The sequence below is a fragment of the Pseudomonas frederiksbergensis genome (genome assembly GCF_000802155.2).
Classification (GTDB): domain Bacteria; phylum Pseudomonadota; class Gammaproteobacteria; order Pseudomonadales; family Pseudomonadaceae; genus Aquipseudomonas; species Aquipseudomonas frederiksbergensis_A.
In genome coordinates this window covers 229,400-251,519 of sequence record NZ_JQGJ02000002.1, presented here as the reverse complement: position 1 = coordinate 251,519, position 22,120 = coordinate 229,400, and the positions used below count along the sequence as shown (strand labels likewise).

At 53.6% G+C, this 22,120-nt stretch carries 18 protein-coding genes; 9 read left to right on the top strand and 9 right to left on the bottom strand.

Annotation, left to right across the window (positions count from 1 at the left end; genetic code table 11):
• Nucleotides 1–43 precede the first annotated feature (43 nt).
• Nucleotides 44–1,060 carry an SDR family oxidoreductase gene (locus JZ00_RS04190; protein WP_039588518.1) on the bottom strand — a complete coding sequence of 339 codons (1,017 nt, stop codon included), beginning with the start codon at nt 1,058–1,060 and terminating at the stop codon, nt 44–46.
• Nucleotides 1,061–1,518: 458 nt separating this feature from the next.
• On the opposite strand from JZ00_RS04190, the gene JZ00_RS04185 reads away from it, so the two are divergent.
• Both JZ00_RS04185 and JZ00_RS04180 read left to right on the top strand, forming a co-directional pair.
• Nucleotides 1,519–2,115 (top strand): TetR/AcrR family transcriptional regulator, encoded by a 597-nt coding sequence (locus JZ00_RS04185; protein WP_039588517.1) that lies wholly within the window; start codon nt 1,519–1,521, stop codon nt 2,113–2,115.
• Between the two features lie 507 nt (nt 2,116–2,622).
• Nucleotides 2,623–3,636 (top strand): hypothetical protein, encoded by a 1,014-nt coding sequence (locus tag JZ00_RS04180; RefSeq protein ID WP_039588804.1) that lies wholly within the window; start codon nt 2,623–2,625, stop codon nt 3,634–3,636.
• A 334-nt stretch (nt 3,637–3,970) separates the two neighbouring features.
• On the opposite strand, the gene JZ00_RS04175 is transcribed toward JZ00_RS04180, so the two are convergent.
• On the bottom strand, nt 3,971–4,543 hold the full coding sequence (locus tag JZ00_RS04175; RefSeq protein WP_235433045.1) for a nitroreductase family protein: 573 nt from the start codon (nt 4,541–4,543) through the stop codon (nt 3,971–3,973).
• A 114-nt stretch (nt 4,544–4,657) separates the two neighbouring features.
• On the opposite strand from JZ00_RS04175, the gene JZ00_RS04170 reads away from it, so the two are divergent.
• A complete protein-coding gene (locus tag JZ00_RS04170; protein WP_039588516.1) occupies nt 4,658–4,972 on the top strand; it encodes a DUF7693 family protein in 315 nt (104 codons plus the stop codon).
• 571 nt (nt 4,973–5,543) lie between these two features.
• Here JZ00_RS04170 and JZ00_RS04165 read toward each other — a convergent pair.
• Both JZ00_RS04165 and JZ00_RS04160 read right to left on the bottom strand, forming a co-directional pair.
• Nucleotides 5,544–6,662, bottom strand: a complete 1,119-nt coding sequence (locus JZ00_RS04165) for a protein kinase domain-containing protein (RefSeq protein WP_039588515.1) — start codon at nt 6,660–6,662, stop codon at nt 5,544–5,546.
• 672 nt (nt 6,663–7,334) lie between these two features.
• Nucleotides 7,335–7,997 (bottom strand): HAD family hydrolase, encoded by a 663-nt coding sequence (locus tag JZ00_RS04160; RefSeq protein ID WP_039588514.1) that lies wholly within the window; start codon nt 7,995–7,997, stop codon nt 7,335–7,337.
• A gap of 235 nt (nt 7,998–8,232) precedes the next feature.
• Here JZ00_RS04160 and JZ00_RS04155 point away from each other — a divergent pair, with 235 nt between their 5' ends.
• The 3 genes from JZ00_RS04155 (at nt 8,233) to JZ00_RS04145 (ending at nt 10,150) form a co-directional block, all read left to right on the top strand.
• Complete coding sequence (locus JZ00_RS04155; RefSeq protein ID WP_039588513.1) at nt 8,233–8,664, top strand: LexA family protein; 432 nt, start codon at nt 8,233–8,235, stop codon at nt 8,662–8,664.
• Nucleotides 8,654–8,935 carry a DUF4113 domain-containing protein gene (locus tag JZ00_RS04150; RefSeq protein ID WP_082112032.1) on the top strand — a complete coding sequence of 94 codons (282 nt, stop codon included), beginning with the start codon at nt 8,654–8,656 and terminating at the stop codon, nt 8,933–8,935. Before JZ00_RS04155 ends, JZ00_RS04150 begins: the two co-directional genes overlap by 11 nt.
• Before the next feature lie 201 nt (nt 8,936–9,136).
• Complete coding sequence (locus JZ00_RS04145; protein ID WP_039588512.1) at nt 9,137–10,150, top strand: hypothetical protein; 1,014 nt, start codon at nt 9,137–9,139, stop codon at nt 10,148–10,150.
• Between the two features lie 142 nt (nt 10,151–10,292).
• On the opposite strand, the gene JZ00_RS04140 is transcribed toward JZ00_RS04145, so the two are convergent.
• The 5 genes from JZ00_RS04140 to JZ00_RS04125 form a co-directional block, all read right to left on the bottom strand.
• On the bottom strand, nt 10,293–10,958 hold the full coding sequence (locus JZ00_RS04140) for a hypothetical protein (RefSeq protein WP_039588511.1): 666 nt from the start codon (nt 10,956–10,958) through the stop codon (nt 10,293–10,295).
• Nucleotides 10,959–11,215: 257 nt separating this feature from the next.
• Nucleotides 11,216–11,692, bottom strand: a complete 477-nt coding sequence (locus tag JZ00_RS04135; RefSeq protein ID WP_327182264.1) for a hypothetical protein — start codon at nt 11,690–11,692, stop codon at nt 11,216–11,218.
• A 67-nt stretch (nt 11,693–11,759) separates the two neighbouring features.
• Complete coding sequence (locus tag JZ00_RS04130) at nt 11,760–16,343, bottom strand: AAA domain-containing protein (protein ID WP_046509053.1); 4,584 nt, start codon at nt 16,341–16,343, stop codon at nt 11,760–11,762.
• Between the two features lie 126 nt (nt 16,344–16,469).
• Nucleotides 16,470–16,667, bottom strand: a complete 198-nt coding sequence (locus JZ00_RS30715; protein WP_005886868.1) for a hypothetical protein — start codon at nt 16,665–16,667, stop codon at nt 16,470–16,472.
• A 3-nt stretch (nt 16,668–16,670) separates the two neighbouring features.
• Complete coding sequence (locus JZ00_RS04125) at nt 16,671–17,741, bottom strand: DNA-binding protein (protein WP_039588509.1); 1,071 nt, start codon at nt 17,739–17,741, stop codon at nt 16,671–16,673.
• Nucleotides 17,742–17,935: 194 nt separating this feature from the next.
• On the opposite strand from JZ00_RS04125, the gene JZ00_RS04120 reads away from it, so the two are divergent.
• The 3 genes from JZ00_RS04120 to JZ00_RS04110 all read left to right on the top strand — a co-directional run bounded on the left by JZ00_RS04120 (nt 17,936) and on the right by JZ00_RS04110 (nt 22,023).
• The gene (locus JZ00_RS04120; protein WP_039588508.1) at nt 17,936–18,883 is read left to right on the top strand and encodes a tyrosine-type recombinase/integrase; all 948 of its coding nucleotides are present in this window, start codon (nt 17,936–17,938) and stop codon (nt 18,881–18,883) included.
• Nucleotides 18,884–19,205: 322 nt separating this feature from the next.
• Nucleotides 19,206–20,867, top strand: coding sequence for an ATP-dependent nuclease (locus JZ00_RS04115; protein WP_039588507.1), 1,662 nt, complete (start codon nt 19,206–19,208; stop codon nt 20,865–20,867).
• Nucleotides 20,860–22,023: a UvrD-helicase domain-containing protein gene (locus JZ00_RS04110; RefSeq protein ID WP_039588506.1), complete on the top strand. Its 1,164-nt coding sequence runs from the start codon at nt 20,860–20,862 to the stop codon at nt 22,021–22,023. Before JZ00_RS04115 ends, JZ00_RS04110 begins: the two co-directional genes overlap by 8 nt.
• Nucleotides 22,024–22,120: the final 97 nt, after the last annotated feature.

Sequence of the window (22,120 nt, the reverse complement as noted above, 5' to 3'; positions counted from 1 at the left end):
TTATGGCCAGATAAAAAAGTACTGCAGAGGCAGGCTATTTGGTTTAGTTGAGCTTTATATAGTTATTGTTGCGATACCAGTCCAAGGTATCGGTCAGTGTTTCACTGACAGGGCGGAACGCGCATTTAAGTTCGCTGGAACTCTTGCTGTGACTGAAGTGCGTTCGTCCTTGTTCTTGTTCAATGAGCTTGACCGTGGAAGTACTGATCAGCACCGGCTTCTTCGTGACCCGGTAATAGCACTCATAGGCAAACGCGATAACGCGCAACATGAACAATGGCACAGCTCGCTCAGGTGCCTTTATCCCACTGACGTTGGACAGTGCGCGGAAAATACTCTTCATATCCATATGATTGCCGGCTGCCAGATAACGCTCACCCGATCTACCGCGGGTAATCGCCGCGATTTGATGCTCCGCGACGTCCCGCGCATCTACGACTGAAAAGCTCCCCGGGAGAACGCCCGGCAGCTTCTGCCCAACGAAATCCAGCAGGAACTGACCGGAGGAGGTGGGACCAATGTCCCCGGGGCCGAACATCCAGCCGGGCAACACCATTGCAACAAACATGTCCGGATGCACAGCCAGGAACTCCCGGACCTTTTGCTCAGAGAGGATCTTGCTCAAATAGTAATCGTCGGCTTCCGACTCGTCCCGGGACATGGTTTCGTCGATGACCTGGTCTTTGGCGCCTTTTAACACTGCAATCGAAGAGGTATGGACTGCACGCCGAATACCCGCAGCATAGGCGGCCTGCAACAGGCGCTCGGTGCCCGTTACGTTAGTGTCATAGAGTTTCTGCCAGTGTTTCCCACCTTTATAGCTATCGCGGAAGTACGCGGCGGTGTGAAACAACGCATCGCAGCCTTCAAGTGCGTGGCTGAATGCCTTCACGTCAAGCATATCGCCCTCGACGAACTCGACCGGCAGGCCGCCAAATTGCTTCTTGGCTTTTTCCACGGAACGCACAAGCGCCTTGACCTTGATGTTGCGTTTCAACAGCGCGTGGACAACGTTGTTGCCAAGCAGGCCCGTAGCGCCTGTGACGAAGGCATATTCCATTAAAATCCTGCTCCCTGTGAGGTACCTGCTCGGGCAATGTCATCGTCCGGACAGGTGTTGGCTCATCCAACGGCGCAAGTAAAAACCATTCGGTATCTGAAAATCAAGCGGTATTTCATGAATAAAATAATAGCGAAGCGTCTAGCACGGGGCTGAGACGTGAGGTCTCAGCGAATTTGCGTCATACTGATGGCGCCATTTCTCAGTCACCGAGGCGGTTATGGAGATTTCGAGGGCAGGGTGGACATGGCAGGAGGGGGACGGGGCCTCGCTGAAATCGGCGTTTTGCTGCGGTCCGCCAGAGTAAAAATACACGGTACTCACATGGCTCTTCTGAAACTTTAAATGCAAAAGAGCTTAGGTGGATGTTAAGGTGCAAACATCTGTTCGCAGGCTGAATCGTAGAGTGGTTTCATCTAGTTACAACTATAGATTTTCGGGCCAAAGGAGCCGAGGGCGTGATTAAGAAAAGATTAGGTCGAGAGGAAAGCCAGCAAATAACAAGAGACAAGTTATTCGATACCGCAACAGAACTGATGATCAAGAAAGGCTTTCACGCCGCCAGTGTAAACACGATCTCCGAAGAGGCCGGTTATTCAAAAGGCGCATTCTTTTCAAACTTCTCAAGCAAGTCGGAACTGCTCCTGCAACTGACCCAGCGCTTCAAACGGGTGGAGATCGATCGCTTGGGCAATACCTTGGCCGGCGGCTACTCGGCGGAACAGCTCACCCAAGGTTTGAATGCCTATATCGACACCCTTAAGAACAATACCAATTGCGCCGTTCTTGATGCGGAGATGCAGTTGATCGCTCTGCGTGATGAGGAGTTCGCGAAGCATTATTACGACCTGCATGAAGAAAACAGCGAGGCCTTGGGTAAGCTGATCACGATTATTTTCAATCATGCCGGAAAGAAACCTCCGTTGGCGTACGCAGCACTCGCCAAGACATTTACCGCGCTGTCGGAAGGCTTGATTCTGCAGGGACACAAGGATCCCGCGACGGAGATCAAACTGGTGCTTAATTCGCTGATAGAAACGGCCGAGCCGCTATAAGGTTTTGACCGGGTGTTCACGTAGGTGATGGGATTGCTGACTGTCAGCATCCCAGCCTCGGATCTTGAGGCCAGACCGGGATGTGTGTGCTGAAAGTGGCCTGTGATGGGCTGCGATATTAAACGCTACATGCGCATAATGTATATTATGTTAAACAGAATGTTTGTCTCTTATATCTCGCCATGAGTGTCCAATCCCACATACCTCCGGTCAAATCCCCACAAACCCCCGTTTCTTGGAAAATCAAAAGCTTGGGTTCCATTCATAATCCTATCTCTGCGCATGACCCTTCGCTAACCTCCGGTTGACCCACCCGACCCTGAACCCCATTCCACCATGACATCCACCATGGCAATGCTGCAGCTTTCTGCTATAGGTTAAAGGAGCCATCACTCATTCTAGCCCCCTGGTTCTGTCATGACTCGGCCGTTCATCCCATTCCCGATTTTCCCTCCCTATGTGTACTGGAGGCCAAATCAGCTTCGATCCTTTCCTACGAATCTCGCTGTGGCTGATCGGCTAGCCCAGATAGACCCGGCAGCCAATCCCTTCATAAACATCTGGTACGTCGACAGGTTTGTGAATTGGATTGCTCACAATTGGGGCGCCGAAAATCCTCACCGTCAGTACCACAGCTGCATTATGGGTCTGGAGAAAATGCTCAATTGGAGTTTTGCTCATGGCCTGTCACTCGTTGACTGGCGCCGCAAAGACTTTGAGAGCTACACAGAGTTTGTGCTCAATCCGCCAAAAGCTTGGATTGTGTCCGGCAAACAGGCTCGCTTCGTGCAGGAACCCAGCGTCGCTTTTGAGGGTTGGCCTATAAACCCAATCTGGCGCCCGTTCACCGATTCCAGGACGATTGGTGATGACGGCGAAATCGAGAAAAATGTTTGGAAGCGAGAGGTTCGCTGCGCGATGCAGTTTTTGGATTTTTACCTCAAGGATACGTCAGCCTCACGCCAGAATGTTGCCGCGCAGCCCCTACCTAATCTCGCTTTCAAGCAACCCAAGGCGATCGGCTTTTTGACCGATGCTCAGCTGGACTGGGTCTTAAAATCGCTACCGAATTTCATGGGCGTGCACGAATTCCGAATAATTGAGATGTACCTAATCATGGCCAGGTACTCGGGCCGCCAGCTCTGGAGCGTTATGGGAAACGCCCGGGCGCCCGGCCATCTCGATCAGTTTAATCGTAGGTCGGACGGACGTTGGGTTGAGCTTCGCTCAGCCAAGGATGGATGGGTGCCGCTGTCACCCCATTTCGATGAAGTCTTTGGTCCTTACCTGCGTTACCTGAATATTGATCCACTCCACCCTCTCCCATCGATTCCAATTTTCCCCAAAGACGATCGGAGTTCTTACCACCCCAAAACGCTCGGACGCATCCTTGTTTCCATCAGAGACGCTTTGGCAGACAGCGCAGCTGGGTCTGATGATCCAGAGATCTCCAGTGCCTCGGAGAAGATTCGTGGTTTGACGGTTATGTTGGTGAGTCGCAAGCCTGTTCCTGCGCGGTAAATCAGACAGTCGCACACCTTGACCCTCTGACCCTACTCATCAGAAAGCTTGGATAAAACGCCGGTCTGCTTCATGCCGGCGCGTGGTCTTACAGGAGTGACCTAATGAGGCAAGATCAATCCGCATCGCCACGACCTGGAGAAGGTGTAAACCTTTTTTTGCACTGTAAACCACAGTGGTTAACGGTGTTAAAAAGTGATTTACACACTGCTCTTTAATAGTGCTCTGAAGTAACAATAACTCTAGATTCCCTCTCAAACGCCGAATCTGGACGATGTACGCCTTAAACACCGATTCCTTCAAATCTGCGACAACTTTTCCCTCTCTATAGGCTCTAGGTTGCATTTACTTCCAAACCTCTCAGATCTATCCATTTGGTTGAGAAAAAGCGTGAAATCCCGTTGGCCACGCCTTCAATGTCGTTTCGAATTGCGCCGATATACACGCTGCCTAGTCCCAGAGATTCCAGAGCGACCACAGCGTTCTGAGCAGCCAAGGCGGCGTCGATCGTTCCGAGCAACAGGCTTTCCAAGTAAGGCACTGCTTCGAGCTCCACACCCTGCTGCTCAGCAACGCGGGTGATCCTAGACAGGTCGGCAAGCCATACAAAGAACAGAGGCGCCTGCCGGATGTAGGCTTGGTTTCCTGCCAGTGCAGAGAGGCGCGCTTTCCGATCGCTGTCCTGAACAGCGACAACGCTCCAGACCTGCAGGTTTGACGAGGTCGACGCTGATTGCGCCGCGGCGACCAGGGTCTCTATGGTGCCGTCAGGAAGTGGCTGATCAGTGAAAGCACGAACGCTGCGATGGTCGAGCAACTGATCGATCGTCTCGTTCCAGGGCATGAGAGGCGAGATGTCAGCGGCGCCGTAGCGGGAAGCCAGTTCTGATTGTGCGTTGACTGTCATTCGAGATCTCCAAATAGAGCCCGAGGCTACCAAATCGCCGGCAGCGCGACACGCTTCCCGCGCGAAGTTTCATATACCATAGGGCCCACACAGTCCCACAAAGGCACGTTTCGATTGCCAGCAAAACCGCTTACTGCCCGCGAGGCCTATCAGGTGCTTCGGGATATCGCTTTGGGCGTTCGCACCATGCGCCGCTTGGGTGAGAAACCTTTGACTGAAATGTACAGCGGCATGATGAGCGTCGAAACCGATGGCTGGGTCATCACGTTCTACAACGATTGCGAAACTCTGGATTACTGCGATAGCTGCTATTGCCCAGACGGTCGTGCGTACACTTTCGACTCATCGCAGCAATTTGGTACTGACCCGGTCGAGCTGCTGAGCACTTGGGAACACGCGCAGCTGGAAAAGATGCTGGCCAGTATTTGATCAGCCAAGCCGCTCCCCCCGCTGGAAATCCATTCATCATCTCACCCGCCTATTCCTTCAGAAAAAATCTGGAACGTCGATAAGGTTTGCAGGTGCTAAGTACTGAGCGAGCTGCAGCGCTTGCAGGCAAGTAGGCGATATGCGGATACCCAATTGATCCACAGCATCCCTCAGAGACCTTGGGTTGCTCATCAACACCCGCACATTGTCCGGGCTGACCCCGCGGCCCCCACAATCCCTTCCTTGAGTAATTTCATGAAAGGGTGACGCTTGCTTTGGAGGTCGACCAGGGTGCCAAAGGCAACAAAGACCACAGCTGAAATCATGGATTTACCAAATGGATTCATACGAACCATCGCAATTGGCTAACGTGGCCTAACACTTGACCATACCGACCCTACAGCATTCGTCGAGGAGGGCAATCAAGAGGGCTCAATCAGTCCACCAACCCGCTAATAGTCAGTGGACGTCGTCAGCACTGCGCATGGCAACCGACTTTGGCCGACGGCTCTAATGCATGAGCCCTTCTATGTCATCGCTGCCCCATAAATGAGGCAGACTATAGGGGTAGCTAGGACGCTCCATTGGCCACAACAAATCTTCTCGGCGCCGTGCTTTTTCTTACGAAGCCTTCCTCCACCAGTGTATCTACGAAGTCATTCGTCATCGCTTTGCGTTTTGCTGAACTTCGCTCCCACCCCCAGTATTTTGCAATAGTGGGATATATAGCCTCAGCCAGTTCATCCTTTGTCCCTGAGCCTACTCCTGATTTCACGAGTTCTCGAAGGCACATGAGTCCTAAGTGCTCGCGATCAAACAACTTTGAGTCCAAGTATGTTATCAATTTTTCTGCAGTGTGCGTAGATTGGGTTGCAGCGTTTTTGCATCTCTTGATTATTTCAACTGCTAGCTCATCCATGAAAAACGATCCTGAGGATCGGGTGGCAAGCACCCTACGAATGGCTGCAGGATTTTTGAGGTTTTCGTGCATAGGGCGTTGCTTAGTAATTAGCTCGGCAAAGGTGATCGCAACCGCGTAAAGGTCAAAGCCTGACCCAACCGAGTTCATCTGAGGTGGACGATAGGCTGGGGTGTATCCTATGGGCTTTCCTCCACGGTATGTGCTTACCCCTAAGTCTATGAGCTTAACCATGTCAACGTATGCCGGCATGGTGAATACGGTATGTGGCCGTTTTTTTCTTTTATTAAGTAGGAAAATGTTGCCCGGCTTTATATCGGCATGGATGACGCGACTTCCACGCTGATAGGGTTTTCCATGCATGGAACTTAAGCCGTGCAAAATTGCACGTAGTATTTCAAAGCATTCAAAATAAAACTGGATATCGGATTTTTTGTACCGCCGTTTTTCTATAAAGCTTGAAAGAGTTGACCATGGTTTTTCGAGGTGCTCCATGGTGTAAGCTTCCCATCCATTGACACCTTTATAGAAATCAAAAACGCGAGCTGTCTCTCCATCGATTTCTCGGCAAAGTCTCACTTCATCCGAAAGTTTGTGTTCGCTAAATTTAATCGCAACGGTGGAGTCAATCCAATTATCCTGTGCACGCCATACAGCCCCGAAGCCACTGATCTCTCCAATTGCCTCATCGCCTATCAACGTGTACCTGGAATCAATCTCAGGAAACTCCGCCAAAATGTCATCCTTCTTAAAACGAGCCGCTGCGTTCATGCAATTCCCTGCCAGATCACTTTGAGAATCAGGATGGTAGCGCAGCGCCTTCTCTGTTGGAATCCTGCTGAGAGGCCTCAATAACGGCGCCGCCCATCAGTGCCGATAGGCGTCTACGACCAGACGAGCGAACCCCAATAAGGTGTCCACCTGCCCATCTCCCCTCCGACCGAGGTGATGACACATGATTCCCACAACTCTCGGGCCATCATGATCACGCCGCATCGAGTCTGCGATCATATGTCCCGAGTGCCCGGAACCGAACCCGCCACCTGGCGCAGCATCAGGTTACTCACACACCCACCGATAGATTTAAGGGGCAGGCTTGAGCATGCCTGACTGATAGTTGTATGCGTAAACGTCAAGATATGGGAACAGACCTGTCACGGCTGCGCCGTAAAGATGAGCGATCCGCCGGACACCATAGACCGTGAGGCGCTTGAGATGTATGCATAAATAGAAACCCATGAGGCCTTTCAGAACACATCTGGGGTGTCGGCCGGATCCGCCACTGGCGGGTGCTGAGCCAGCATACGAAGCTAGCCTATCAGCTCGTCGAACGTGACGACTTCGACGTCCTCGCACGCGTTGCGAAAGATCTCGAAACAGCGCCTTCCTCATTCTCCAGCTGGTTTGGTATCAGCTCTTTTATTGCGCCGTTTGTTGAACCCCTCAGTCCCCAAACCCGCCCTTACGGTGACTGCGCCTTGACTCAATAACCAACTGCGCAAATTGAACCAAATCCCGCACGGCCCCCCTGCCCGACCTATCCAGATGAAACCCCAGCATCCCTACTGCCTTGGGCCCATCTTGATCGCACTTCAGCGAATCGCCTACCATCGCGATCTGGTCATGCTGATCGCCGAATAGGTGCCCAGGCGTCACCTGCAATGCATTGCAGATGGACTGGTAGATCACGGCGTCCGGTTTCATCGCACCGACCTGATAGCTAAAGGCGTAGCCATCGAGCTTCGGAAAGGCCTGCAGCACCGCAGCTCCATAAGGCTGGCAAAGGTTGGAGCAAATGCCCACCCGCACACCTTCTGCGCGGAGCAATGCCACGGCCTCAATCCCATCCTGGAAGGGTGTGATCGATGCAACTTCGCGATTCAGATCGGCCTCCAGCTCTTGCAGGCGAGCGGGCGACACCCGGATACCCAATTGATCCGCAGCCTCTTCTAGCGACCACGGGGTGCTCATCAGCACCCGCACATCACTCGGGCTCGCCCGGCGGCCAGCTTTGATCCCTTCCTTGAGCAGTTGTCTGAATGGATGAAGCTTAGTTTGAAGGTTGAGCACGGTGCCAAAGGCGTCGAAGACAACTGCTGAAATCATAGGGCTACCTGTTCGGCTAGTCCGTGCGACACGGAGGTTATGGCGCGCTTGCGACCGTATCACCCCGGTCGAATTTGTCTAGAGCGAGACGGCGGTCGGCATATATACCAGGCGAAATGCCCCCGGCCCGAAACACGCATTCCTGAAAGCGTAAAGTCCTACCGTCGTTTGAAGGTGGCCGGTGCCAATTTTACCGCGTACTGTATATGCATCCAGCATTATAAGAAATGCTCCTATGAACCTCATTTCCCTACGCCAAATAACTGAATCCGAGCTGCCCACCCTCCTCCAGGTTTTATCAGGCCGAGCCTCGGGCGGCTGTCCCAGCCCTGCGGCCGATCACTACGAAGCCCCGATCTCTCTGGACGACCTGGTAGACCTCAGAGCCCCGGACGTCGGGCTCGGTGAAACCGAGGGGGACAGCATGTCGCCGGCGGGCATTTTGAATGGGACGAAGCTCGTCATCGACAGAGCACGGACGCCGCAGGTTGGGAATGTGGTCGTCGCCTACATCGACAATCAACCCGTGGTCAAACGCCTGGATCGACAGCTCAATGGTGGCTGGATGCTGAGCTCCGACAACCCCTGGTACCCTCCGATCCAGGGCCTCGAGGAGATCGAAGTCTTTGGTGTGGTGACCTGGAGTCTGACCCTCCATGTCCCCTAAGCGCCCCACCTACCGGTACAGCAAGGCAGAGACCCTGCTTATGGATCTACGCAAGCGAGATGAGTTTACCGGTGATCTGTTCACGCCCTCGCAACCTGCTAGGTCAGACGAGCTGATGCGTGTGTTGGATCGCATCAATCTGAAGTTTGGCAAGAATGCGCTGCACTCCGCGCGGATGCCGATCGATGCGGCGTGGGCCATGAAGCGCGAGATGATGAGCAGGAGCTACACCACGAGCATCAATCAGTTGATGAAATTCAAGGCGCTTTAGGATGGACAGGATGCTGACTCTGTTGGTGAGGGGCCGTGGTAGGAGAAAAAATCGACAGGAGTACAAATGTACTCCATGCCTAACCGCCACCATCTTGCATTGCCAAGCAGAGTGCATCGATATTTACCCCGAATAGCCAGAGCTCCATCAAGGTACCGGCGCCAGCAGCCAGCTCACACTGGTGAAATCTTAGGACAATCCATGACACCAAATCTGATGGCTTACTATCTGAGCCGCAATCGAGTTCTGAGTCTGATAAAAAATCAGGGGCTGCCCTCAGATATCCATCGATCGCTAAGCGGACTGCCCGTCTCAATGGCATCGGCCATCCTTTCGAACGACGTCGGTGCGTACGTTCTAAAGGCGATTTCAGTTGGGCAAATCAAGACGCTTCAAGAGCTGCTGATGGAGGGAAAGGCTCAGAAAGGGCAGCTCTTCATCTACACCGGATGTCTCACGGGAAAAGGTTTTGGAGCCAATAACAAAGCGCCAGGGCTTGAGATGTATACAACCCTCACCTCCCCGTTCGAAAACGTGAAACTCAGCCTGGCGTTTTCCAAATCAGGTTTGGTGAATGACACCGCATATACACGGCTCTCCGGGGTCACAAGCCCCTTCGTTTTTGCCTATATCGCAGAAGCCGAAGACGGCGTCATTAGCGCCATTCCGATCGTGATCGGAGACCTTGTTGACTCGGACATATCCATCCCATCCCTGCTTTCCTTTGGAATTTCACTCCTACCGGAGGAAGTCGAACAGTTTTCAGCGATCGACCGAACGTGGACGCCCAGCAAAACCAAGTTCGAATTAATGCGCACTATTCCTGAAAAGTGCGTCAAGGAATTGATCTGCGCTTTACTCCAACAGGAGCCCCAACATGACTGGGGAGGTGAGGAGTCGGATATCTTCACCTCAGGTCTTTTGGTTGGCGGAAAAAGGATGACCGGCGCATTTCTGCTGAAGGGGCCCGCTAAATTCCATCCTATGAAGCCTACAGACCTAGGGAAAAATGGAGATCAGATTTATCGTCTTTTCAACATCCCGGCAGACGTATACGTCATCCAGCATTGCCACTCCATCGAGCCTTCCGTGCGAGCCATGGCAGAGGCTTTTGCGATAAGGAGGAATCTGACTGCACCCTGTCGCCTGCTCTTCCTTGACGGTCGGGATACGGCTCGTTTGCTGAAAGCTAACGGCCTATGGCCTGAGCAGTGACCGCAGGGTGCAAATGTTTTGGTGTTGATCAAGTGGTGGAGGCGGCGCCCTTGCCCTTGCTGGCCATACATGCCGGTATCCCTCTGCGCACCATCCAGCGAGGCAACCGTGGGCCGGCAGGTGGTGACGCAGAGTACGGTGATCACCCCATGCGTGGCCCGCTGGATTTTCGAGGCGTGGGTGGCTGGAACGTCGTTGTATCCAACCAGCTTTTCAGCGATCCAACAGAGGGAAAATCTAAGAGGATTAATTCATCCTCGGTATGATCGTCGACCATAAGCTCGATTCCCGAGGAGCCGCTCCCCTCCAAACTCGTCAGCCAATCGGTGTATCGCTCAAAGCGTGGGAAGTCTATTCCCAGCTCTCCCGATAAGAAATCATCTGCCAGCCGGCCAGCCTGAACTTTGAAATCTCCAAATGGGACATCTCGTTTTAGATCAGAGTGCTCTCCGAAAACACTTCGGTTACAGATCTCATCGTAGTAGCCGTTGAAATTGACGAACCGCTTTCTTTGCGAGACTGGTTTGAGCGCTTCCGTCCAAGCCACGTAGTGACATTGCGAGCTCAAGTCCCTCCAATCATCATGGTCGTCCAGTATACGGCAGAGCTGCAGTCGTCGGGGCTTCAGACCCTCACGTTTTAGATCGGACTCTTCGTACTTGAACTCGACCATCAGAAAATTGGTGTGGTTGGTAAACACATAATCTGCCCCAACGATCGAATCTTGCCCATCAAATGAGCAGCGGGTAATTTGTCGCCCTGCCGCCTTTGCTTTCCGTTCGATGAAATTCGAAAAACCATCAATCATTGATTGCTCGTGTTTTTTTAACACAGCGCTTCCTGCTCCAGCGGAATGATGATGTCACCAGGTCGAATGATGCAGCACAACGGGCTGGCTTGCTGCCATGGTGACGCTAATAAATTGAATCGATTTTCAGCCTGCGTTGCGTGACTGTCTCAGCACAAAGACATCGAGATACACGACCTGTCTGATGATGATTGGATCGATTCTCCGCCCGGCTGCACACTTGGCAGAACGATCCTCAGGTGGTGCTGACCCAGCAGCTACTTTGACGTTGATTCGATCGAGACCACTTCGATGTACCTGTATTTCTTCTTCCTAGCCGCAGACTTTGCTTCCTGCTCGGCGACCAGCTTGCTCAGGCTGCTCGAATCGTGAACGAAGACGTCAACGTCGCCCTCGAACTCTTTGGACACATGCAAGGTCACGCGTAGACTGGGTGAGTGGTTGCCGGTGGTGTTCTTCGTTCTGGGTGTTGGGGATGGTGCGTCAACCGTTGCTGCTGCCTGCTTGGGCACAATCGGTTCGACGCCGGCGCCGAAGAGAGCCTTACGCATCTCCTCCTCACTTAAATCAATAGCCATAGATCTACCTTGGAAAACAATGAAACCTGTCACGGTTGTGGCGCGCATCATACTTGGGCTGAGGACTGATTCGTCCGCTTCGTTGCGCAGCGGTTGCAGATGATAACGCCGGGGTTGCAGGCGCTGACTTCGTCGGTCACGACGTATCGCATTCAACGAAAGCTGATCCCTGGCTACACGGCCTGCACGCGCGCACTCGCTGGGAGTGCGCACTCAGACACCGTCAAAGCGACAGCGCTTGCTCCTTGTCTGCAATCTTTAAAGCTTCCAAGACTTCAATGTCGTCATCTTCATCATCCTGGGAGGAAGTAACTGCGGGTGACCATTCGCGTAGCTCAACGACAGCTGGGAGTTTGTCCAAGGCGTGCGTTGGTTCGATACCGAGGTCGGCCAGGCGCTGGAGAAGCTCGGCGAAGATTTCCTCTTTATGCATGCTCCAGGAAGAGGCGAAGCACCGCCAGAACGTCCACCCTGCTCGCTCAAGGATACGCTGGCGGTTCATGTCCGCCTCCCATCGATCAGGGCCGTGAAAGGCGTCACCGTCACACTCAATGGCCAGGCGATTATCATTGGCGCCCTCAACGACCATATCGAGTCTGAATGCCCCGCTCTTCACCTGCGGGATCACGCGGTAACCACGCTCAACCAATCGGGTGAACACCTGCTGCTCAAAACCGGACTCGCACAGCTTGATGAGGCCGTCCTGATCGACCTCCTCCTCAATCAGCGGTTTGCTGAAGTACTCAAGGAGCGTTCGGCGCACGTCCTTTTGGGAGAGGTGATCCAGGGTAACCGACCGAATCAGGTACATCCTGTCGCGCGCACGGCTGGCTGCCACGTTGAACCGTTGCTCAGCAGCATTGCCCGAGAGCGGGTGGCAATTCTCCGGGTCTGCGACCAGGGAAATGAAGATGATGTCGCGCTCGCTTCCCTGGAAGGTGCTTGCGTCACCACAGGCAAATTCGCGGGCATGGAGCTCTGCAGCAGGGCAGCGTTCGCGCACCAGTGAGTCGATGAATTTTGCTTGCTCCATGCCCCCCAGCAGTGTCACCACGCCAATCGAGCGGCCCGCATATTTGTCGTTCTTGATGAGCGCCTGGATTTCCTCAGCGATAGCTTCAGCCTCAAGCTTGTTGCAGCCCTTCTTGTTCCGCACTCCGTCCTTGACATAGATGTCCACCAGCGGTGGATCGAGACGCTCAGACGGACGAGGGATTCGAAGGGGCTGGATCGCGCCACCGTAGAATTGGTTGGAGTAGGAGATGATGGGAGGGACGCAGCGGAAATGCTCACGCAGCATAACCATGTGGCCAGCGAAGACCCGCGACGCCAAATCGTACAGTGATTTATCCGGCGTCATGTCCGCCCCATAGGGCTGATCGTTCAGATACCGGTTGCGAAGTTCCCCAATCCGTTTACCCGATTTGAAACCACCATCGGGAGAGACCTGCTTGTCATCCCCTACTACCAACACCTTTTTGGCTCTGACGATCGCGGGCAGAGCCCATAGATCTGACTGGCTCGCCTCATCGACAATCACCAGATCGAAGGCGCCTATCTCTGCCGGCATGGATTCAGAGATCTTGGCGTGACTCATGATCCAGCAAGGCACAGCGCCGGCGGCATCCTGCATGCACTGCTGGGCGTCACGGCGGTAACGTTCCGCGTTCGGGCCTGTCCCTTGCCCAATCTTGCGTATGGCCGTCGAGTAGCCGGCGAGTGCTTGCAGCACCATAGGACTGGCATTGGCTTTGGTGGATAGCCACGCTGCTCGGCTCACGACCTCCCGGTACATGCGAGCCAGGCCCGTTTCAAGTTTCACTCGTTTGCTATTGAGCTCAACGAGCTCGTGGCGCGCTTCAATGCTCTCAAGATGGGAGCGAATCCGCGCGTGTTGCCACGCCTCCTTCCAACTGCTTGGGAAGGCCAGGTCTTCAGCACCGTTCTCAACGGGGACAGTCAACAAGCGCTCGGACAGTTTTTGTGCCCCAGCCCTCATCACTTGGTGTGCGCCTTCGCGCACATGATTCAAATGCCCCCCCAGGGCTTTGATCCGCTGCAATTCTGTGAGCAGGTCTACGTACAGGGATACGATCCGATGCGAATCCTGATCCGGGCTGCCCAAACACTCCAGGACGAACGACCGGAGTCGGTCGGCAATAGGGCTATCGCCCGCAACTTGGGCTTGCAGAATCGCGAGCGCGGCTGCAGCGAGACTGAGATCCAATCGCGCCAGGTTCTGGTTGAGCTGATCTTGTAGGCCACGTATTTCTGCGATTGTCAGGCGATGCGTGTTATTCGGCGCATCCGCGAAGACGGCTTCGCAGAGCGGCTGCACCTTGTCAGCGTAGTGTGCAGTGAGATCGACGGCTGCCTGGACGGCGATGATGGTCAGCTCCAGTTCCCGGAGATGAGCCATGCCCGATTGAAGTCGAGGGATCCCCAGAGTTTCAGCCAGTGGGTTCCACCTTGCAGCGAAGGATCGCACGTCGGCGTGAAGCTTCAGATAGTCCAGGACAGTCTTCCACTGCTCAGAAGATTTTGGCGCCGAGCCATTGATACGGACGTGACTGATGTGTGCCTTGGCTTGAGAGGCTCCAAAGCTCATGAGGCCAAATGGCTTACCTGTGTCGGCAGCCCTTTCGACAGCCTCGGCCGTTTTCTCACAATCCAAAGCCTCATCTGGGAACTCAACAAAGTTTTCCAGCATCACCTTACGGCGTTGTATCAAAGCCTGTGCCACCGGGAGCATGCCTACCAGGACAGAGAGTTCACTGTCGTAGCGGCGACCTGCCGCTTTGAGGCGCAGCTCCAGCGACCAAGGAATTTCGGACTCTCCCCCCTCGTGCAAGACCTCCAGTTTCTCTTCGCACAAACCCAGTTCTAGAACCAGCTCCCTGGCGGCCGCAATAACGATTTCGCTGTCGGACTTTAGAGGCTTCAGCTCACCCAGCCCCAAGGCATGTTCAAGCGACTTCAGCTTGCAGAGTGAGCCGTGGAGTTTGCCAATGTCGGCCGCTGCCGGTAATTGCTCAACTTCCGGCAAGCTGGCGTCGACGTATACAAGGTCATTTCCAAGCTCGCGGCGAGCTTGTCTCAAGCTCTTACCGACTTCATCGTCAAAGGGTAGCGAGTGTTCAGGGGATAACGACAGTACGTCGTCAAACCAGGCGTATTGGTCTGCGCCCTTCATGAGCAGCTCGGCAAGCTCCTCCGCACGGTATTTCGCATCGCCGACTTGAATATCGGAGAGCTGAGTCAGCGCAATCTCATTGACGCGACGATCAAGTTTCACCAGCTCGGTATGAGCGAGGTCGATGGACTGGTGCAGGCGATCAATCTCTCCCCGAGCCAGGGATGGATTGATTTGCGAGACCTGATGTTGGATCGCCTCGATCGAGCCTTGGAATTGCCGAATACCCTCTCGGTCACTCGTCAGCAGTGCGACCGTGAGAGGCCTGACCTCAGCGGGTATCTTGGACTGGAGTACCTTCAAGGCTTGCTCGCCACGAGAGGTGACCAGAACGCGTTTACCCGTCGCGAGGTAATGGCAGATGATGTTCGCGATCGTATGGGTCTTGCCGGTACCGGGAGGGCCTTGAACCGTTACGCCGGGAGCGTGCTCGAGGCGTTGTACGATCGTGACCTGCTCATCGTTGTAAGGGAGCGGAAAATACAGCTCCTTCGGTTCAGCGGTCGATCCATCCATGCTTCTGCTGGATAGCCCACGGAAGTTGACGTGCTGGTAATCAAGGGCAATCGTCGAGGCCGGGGTCACCAACGCAAGCGGGCCCGCGGGGAGTTCAAGACACTCGTTGAGCTTCTCCCGAATTTTGCGCAGATCATTGATCAACCAGTTGCTCGGTTTAGGCCGTGCGAACACAACCCAGACGTCGCTTACCTGCAGAGTTTCACTTGGCTCAGGGAACCGCTGGGCGCCGTCCCCCATTAGCTCCGCATATTTGCCTTTGCTGTCCAGGCTTCTTGCCGAGAGCTTGAGCACATCCGCGAAGGTCGAGGGCAAGAAGGGGTTCAAGGGGGCGTCGGCGTGTCTGCCCAAGTGATCGCGGATTGCCCTTTCGCACTCGCTGGCGCCAGGGACATTTGCGTTTATCAATGCATCGAACTCGATCATCGGTTCGGTGGCTCGCGGGCGAACTTCGACCGCCATGCTCTGCTCGTTCAACGAGATGTCGAGTGCCTGCGTGAGCAAAGGATAATTGAAGCCCTGCTGCACATCGTTGATGGTTAGCGTCCAGGCGCTGACGCCTATGCCCCATACCAGTTCACGAGCGGATTTTCCCGTCTCCATCTGCTGCATCAATGCGAACATGTCGCCATAGAGACTGATTGTCCTGCGACGGGGCTTCTCGTGCTCAGCCCATTCGTGCCACTGAACCAGATAGGTCGTAAGCGCAGCCAACGCTTGCGCGCGCACCTCGGACTCAATGACGGCAATGTCGCTTTCAGGATTTTGATCTTGCTGTTCGCGAATACGCTGATGAAGCGCCTGTTCAACTAGCACGGGAGGCTTGGCAGGGTTGTCGCTGACGGTGATGAGGGAGCTATAGTCTCCGTCAACGGGGCCCGGAGCACGTGACTCATCCAGTCGTTCGATCTGCAGCCAGACATTGTCGCCCGGAAACTGGAGATCAAAGTGCAGCCCTGGAAGATCCAGAAGCGCCGCCGGCTGATACACATCATTAACAGAGCTTGTGAGCTGAAAGCGCGACGGATCAAGTTCCTTGAGGCTTTCCTCCGCATACTCGAACAGTCGGCTGAGGAGCTCATTAGGCGTCCGTTGCATGTTCATACTCCTTAACAATTCAGGGCGCGGTCACCGGTAAATATGGCGCCAAGGATGCCATATTGCTTGCCGCCATAGTTTCAAAATCGCTCGGTTCCGACGAGTGTCCGGGCGCCCTGCTCGGCTTCAGGCAGCGCCGTAGGCTGGGGGCGACACTTGTGGCCGTTCAGAACTGGCAATGATCGGATCAAGCTTCATGATCGGAGCCAATGGTGTGAATCGCTCAGCCCTGGCAATGAGCATCTGAGACAGGCGCTGATGAGCGAATGTCCAGGCTGAATTGCCTGCAACAAGTTGACGCGGATTTCCGGTGATCTGATCCATGCTTCATTTCCTCGGTCGTATCGAAGGCTTGTCGAGCCCGGCACTGTCCTGAACCTCTACCGCTGAGTGGGGATCGTCCCCCTCCCCCAGGCTCGGCCTAGCAAGCTCTGCCTGGCGTAATTGATCGTTCTCGCTTTGAAGCTGAGCCATCCGCGTCATGGCTTCTTGCTCACGTAGATTCGCTACAGCGGCGGCCTTGTGGAGCGCTTTAACCTCTTCACGCTGGGCCGAGAGCTGCTCCTTGAGATGCTCATTCACACCGGCGGACTTCGCCTGATCCTGGCGTAGCGCCTCAATTTGGGTACTTAGCGTTTGGACGAGGCCTTCCTGAGTATGCAGGGCCTTGGTTTGCTGCCTGGCTTCAGCCAGAAGACGTTCGTTGTCCCTGTTGAGCCGCGTCGACTCGTCCTGTTTTACGGCGATGGTTTCACGGAGTTTGCGTTGTTCAACCTGCGTCTCGTGCAGTTGAGATTCGTGCCTGCGTTGATCTTGATCACGCTGCTGCTTTGCTGCCTCGCGATAGTGCTCAAGCGCCCCGCGGGCCTGGACGTGCTTTTCCTCAAGCGAAAGGATGTGCTTGTCCTTCTCGGCAACAAAGACCTCCAGATCTGAACAACGCTGACTTAGCCCTGCATTCCGGTTCAGTTCAGTCTGCAGTGAGGAGTGGGTGGTTGCGAGCTCAGCGCTCTGAGTCTCTAACGCGGCGTTTTGGGAAACTGAATGCCGCTGTGCCGCAGCCAATTCGGATCTAAGTTCCTCAATTTGACCCTCGAGCGTCGAGCGCTGCAGCTCAAAAGCCGCGGCAGCCTCGGAGATGGCCTCCTGACCCTCTGCCATCAGCTGATCCAGGAGGGTTTGCACCATACCGTTGAGCGAGTCACTCATACGATCGCGTGCTGCCGCCGGCTCTCGACTTAATGGCTCAAGCTCCTTCAGGTAGCGAGAGATGGTCGTTTTGGAGCCTGTATTTCCCAATTCAACGCGCACCGCGTCAATGCTGGGGTTGGCTCCTCGGGCTAATAGCGTCTGACGTGCTTTTTGCACTACAGCTTTGTTGATTCCGCCGCGGGCCATGAGGCTCTCCTACGATTTCGTACTGTGTTACATGTCATGTATTTACATATCTCGATTTCTTGATATTACGCGGTTTTATTAAGACTTGCTAGGAGCCCATAATGGAGCCTTATGGCTTCTAGAAAGCCTATTCCGCTATTTGAGCGTCCAAATACCGTGCTCTCGCAAACACACCGACTTCAAGGTCAAGCGATATGGACAAGGCGAATCGATATCTACAGGCGGGCACGCGGGAAAACACGCGTAGGAGCTACCGGGCTGCCATCGAGCACTTCGAAGTAACCTGGGGTAGCTATCTTCCTACGACGGGAGAAGGAATCGTTCGCTACCTGGCGGAGTACGCCGACAAGCTTTCACTCAACACCCTCAAGCAACGCCTGGCGGCGTTGGCGCAGTGGCATATCACCCAGGGTTTTCCCGATCCGACGAAATCTCCAAATGTGCGCCAAATGATCAAAGGCATCAGGGTTGTGCACCCCACGAGGGTCAAACAGGCCGCCCCGCTATTGATCAGGCATTTGGAGCAGGCGATTGAATGGCTGGAAAGTGAAGCGTCGGCTGCTCTGAAACGTGGCGACTACAAATCGCTCGTGCGCCACCGCCGGTCGGTCGCAATGGTGCTTATTGGATTCTGGAGAGGATTTCGTGGCGACGAGCTCGCCAGGCTGACTGTTGAAAATACAGAGGCCTCAAGCGGTGAGGTCATCAACTTTTACTTGCCCTACACCAAGGGTGACCGCGCTCATGAAGGCCAGACCTTTCAAACGCCGGCGCTGACAAAGCTCTGCCCTGTCGAGGCGTACATCAATTGGATTACTGTTTCCGGACTCACCAAGGGGCCGGTGTTCCAGCGTATCGACCGCTGGGGTAACCTTTCAGGTAAAGCCATTCAGCCCCACAGCCTGATCCCGCTCCTGCGCCGTATCTTCAAGGAAGCTGGCCTGCCCGAGGCGCTCTACACGAGCCACTCGATGCGCCGGGGATTTGCAACCTGGGCATCGGCAAATGGCTGGGATATCAAGGCGCTAATGGGTTATGTCGGCTGGAAGGATATGAAATCGGCTCTGCGCTATGTAGATTCCAGCATGTCTTTTGGTGGCTTGGCCGTGCGCTCTACCCCAAAGCGACTGTACGACGATTAGTTTTCCCTTCCTTCTGGCCTGCTAACTGTCCGCGAAACAGTTGGGAGCGGCCAACGATGGTCTGCTGCATCCCGCGAAGGCGTGCTGAGTGCCTTTGTGTGAACCCATTACCCGTGGCGGGAGAATGCTTGGCCCTTTCCGTCACAGCGCGTGAGCAGAGAGCAGCTAGGCATCAGGCCGTCTTTCGTGAACCTGCAAAGAGTTCACCACAAGGGCCTATTCGTGCATCTATGCTCTGGACAACCCCTAGGTCTCGGGGTTAGCGTTCCTACAGAAGTGGCCTTCAGCCAGCTTGCCGGATCATCTCAGAAGGAATTGGAAAGTGCTTGTTGAATCGCTTCGTCTCGTAAACTTCAAAAAATTCAAAGATCAGACATTTGACTTTAATGATGACGTCAATATTTTTGTCGGGGATAACAACGCTGGTAAAAGCACAATATTGGAAGCCATGGAGATTGTTTTAAACTTCCAATACCGTAGCCGACCATTTGCCAACGAATTTTCTCCTGACCTGTTCAATAGTGATGCCGTTGCGGCGTTCCTGCGTTCGCCGAGGACTCCCGCGGACCTTCCTGTCCTCGTAATTGAGGCTTACATGAAAAATGTGCCTGATTACAGAGGCACCAACAACAGCTTGCGCAAGGATGCACAGGGCGTACAGGTCATTGCGAGCTTCGATCCCGATTTTGCGGACGCATATCGTGAGTACATGGCCGCCGGTGCCCCTATGACCAGTATTCCGGTGGAGTTTTATAAAACTGAATGGATGGACTTCGCCTGGAACGTCATCAAGCCGGTGAGCAAGCAGTTCAGAGCTTTGTACATTGATCCAACGCGCATCCACCCAACCTTTGGAAAAAATCAATACATTTCCAATGTGCTGAGCACTGCGCTTAAAAAAGATGAAGAGTACAGATTAAGCTTGAACTACCGTGAAACCCTCCAAAAATTCAATGAAACTGATGAAGTAAAAACGGTTAACAAGGATTTGGATTCCGACAACAAAATTACTGACAAGAAGCTGACGATCGCGGCTAATACCATGCCATCGGGCGCCCTCCAGAATGGATTGCAGCTTGAGGTGGATACCGTGCCTTTCCACATGATAGGTAAAGGCGAACAGAGCAAGGTGCAGATAAAACTGGCCCTCCACAACAAATCGAAAGACATCGATCTGGTGATGATGGAGGAGCCAGAGAATCACCTGTCGCACGTGGAGTTGAGCCGACTCGTCCAAGATATCGAAGATCAACGCGATGGTAAGCAACTATTTCTGACCACCCACAGTTCCTACGTGCTTAACAAGCTCAGCATCGACAAAATATGCCTCCTCCATGATTCGTACAAACGGCTGCATCTATTGGACAAGGACGTTGTAAAGACGCTCAAGCGTCTCCCTGGATACGACACGCTACGCGTCGCGCTCTCCAAAAAGGTGGTACTGGTAGAGGGGCCGTCTGATGAATTAGTGCTCAAGCGAATCTATAAAGATAAACACCACAATCGGTTACCGGAGCAAGACGGCATCGACATCATTGTAGTGCGCGGTGTGGGCTTTAAGACTTTTATCGAAATCGGAAAAGAGATCGGCACAGCGGTTAACGTTCTGCGTGACAATGATGGTGATTATGATAAGCACGTCGTGGCAGCTCGAAAAGAATATGTAGCGTACAAGAACATCCAGCTAATTTCATCCGAGGATAATGATGAGTTTTCGTTGGAGCCCGCGATGATCTTGGCCAATGCCAACTCAGAAAAAGAATTAGTGAGCTTCGCCAAAATCGTACTTTCGACCCAAACCTACAATCTGCTGAAGGCAGAGCCTACGTTCGCTGCAAAAACCGCTTTCATCACCGAGTGGTTCAGAAGTGCTGACGGCGACGGGAAGGGGAAAAAGAAGGTCGATTCTGCGATAAGACTATTCGAGACAGCTGAGGTGTTCAAATACCCTGCCTTCCTAGATGAGGTACTCCACTTTGCCTAACATATTATGCATGGCGGGCGCGGGGTCGGGCAAAACTCATAAAATCATCACCGAAGCAATCGCCGAGATCAAACGCGGCGGCAAGGTGCTAGTGGTGACGTATACGACCAGTAATCAGCATGAACTTCGTCATCGATTCCTGGCCGAGTTCGGACAGCACAGCAGCAGATTCGTAGTGAAGGGACTGTTTTCGTTCTACTTGGAAGACCTAGTGAGGCCGTATCAGCAGGCGTTTTTTGAACAACGGATTGACGGGATATTTTTCAATGAAAGCAACCCTCACCTAAAGCCGAAGACCAAATTCACACTGCCTGGCAGGAAAGAGCAGTTTGATGACAAAAGATTCAATCCCAACCACTTCTTGACGCTGTGCCATACCAAGGCGCATACAGGATTTCTGGCGAAACTGTCGGCCAGATTGATTAAAGCTACCAACAACTCCCCAGCAACTCGTCTAGGGGAAATCTACAGCCAAATCTACTTTGATGAAGTTCAAGATTTAGTTGGATGGGATTACGAAGTTCTCAAATGCCTGAGTAAATCCATCACGTCTCCCATCACTTGCGTAGGAGACTTTCGTCAGACTGTCTATGAGACTACATTTGGTCATAAGGCACCTCAGACCTCGGCTGAAAAAATTGCAGCCTTCAAAGCCATGGGCTTCACCGAGGAAGCACTCGTCCTCAATTGGCGAAGCCTGCAATCTATCTGCGACATCGCTGATGAAGTGCATAAGGGAGCCTACCAGGCAACCAAGTCTGCAGTCGTAGAAATCCCGCCCGCGTTCATTCCCCACCATGGCGCCTTCATCGTCAAGCAATCGGACGTCACAGACTACGTTGCTGCCTATGACCCTATGGTACTGCGTTGGAACATGGCATCGGGTAAGCAATTCATTCCTGTGCATGCACGTTGCTACAACTTTGGCGCTAGCAAAGGATTGGGTTTCGATCGCGCATTAGTCGTCCCGACGGACAGCCAAATGCATTTCGTTCTGGACGGCAATACACCATTCCCTATAAAGGCAGAAACGGCACAGAACAAGCTCTATGTGGCGATTACGCGGGCTAGATATAGCTTAGGTTTCGTCGTACCCGACAATAAAGCGGAAGGTTTAAGATTTCCGCTCTGGGTGAAGGCAGCGGTAGGTGTCTAAAGCTGAAGAGACGCCAGTATATCGACTTAATTCGACTGCCTAGGTAGATACTGCAGAAGGGAAATATTCTCGCCTGCCCCTACCGTATTCCTGATGA

Excerpts from the sequence above, each read along its gene's own strand:
- JZ00_RS04190 (WP_039588518.1), bottom strand. The coding sequence starts at position 1,060 with ATGGAATATGCCTTCGTCACAGGCGCTACGGGCCTGCTTGGCAACAAC.
- JZ00_RS04175 (WP_235433045.1), bottom strand. The coding sequence starts at position 4,543 with ATGACAGTCAACGCACAATCAGAACTGGCTTCCCGCTACGGCGCCGCT.
- JZ00_RS04165 (WP_039588515.1), bottom strand. The coding sequence starts at position 6,662 with ATGAACGCAGCGGCTCGTTTTAAGAAGGATGACATTTTGGCGGAGTTT.
- JZ00_RS04160 (WP_039588514.1), bottom strand. The coding sequence starts at position 7,997 with ATGATTTCAGCAGTTGTCTTCGACGCCTTTGGCACCGTGCTCAACCTT.
- JZ00_RS04155 (WP_039588513.1), top strand. The coding sequence starts at position 8,233 with ATGAACCTCATTTCCCTACGCCAAATAACTGAATCCGAGCTGCCCACC.
- JZ00_RS04150 (WP_082112032.1), top strand. The coding sequence starts at position 8,654 with ATGTCCCCTAAGCGCCCCACCTACCGGTACAGCAAGGCAGAGACCCTG.
- JZ00_RS04145 (WP_039588512.1), top strand. The coding sequence starts at position 9,137 with ATGACACCAAATCTGATGGCTTACTATCTGAGCCGCAATCGAGTTCTG.
- JZ00_RS04140 (WP_039588511.1), bottom strand. The coding sequence starts at position 10,958 with ATGATTGATGGTTTTTCGAATTTCATCGAACGGAAAGCAAAGGCGGCA.
- JZ00_RS04130 (WP_046509053.1), bottom strand. The coding sequence starts at position 16,343 with ATGCAACGGACGCCTAATGAGCTCCTCAGCCGACTGTTCGAGTATGCG.
- JZ00_RS30715 (WP_005886868.1), bottom strand. The coding sequence starts at position 16,667 with ATGGATCAGATCACCGGAAATCCGCGTCAACTTGTTGCAGGCAATTCA.
- JZ00_RS04125 (WP_039588509.1), bottom strand. The coding sequence starts at position 17,741 with ATGGCCCGCGGCGGAATCAACAAAGCTGTAGTGCAAAAAGCACGTCAG.
- JZ00_RS04120 (WP_039588508.1), top strand. The coding sequence starts at position 17,936 with ATGGACAAGGCGAATCGATATCTACAGGCGGGCACGCGGGAAAACACG.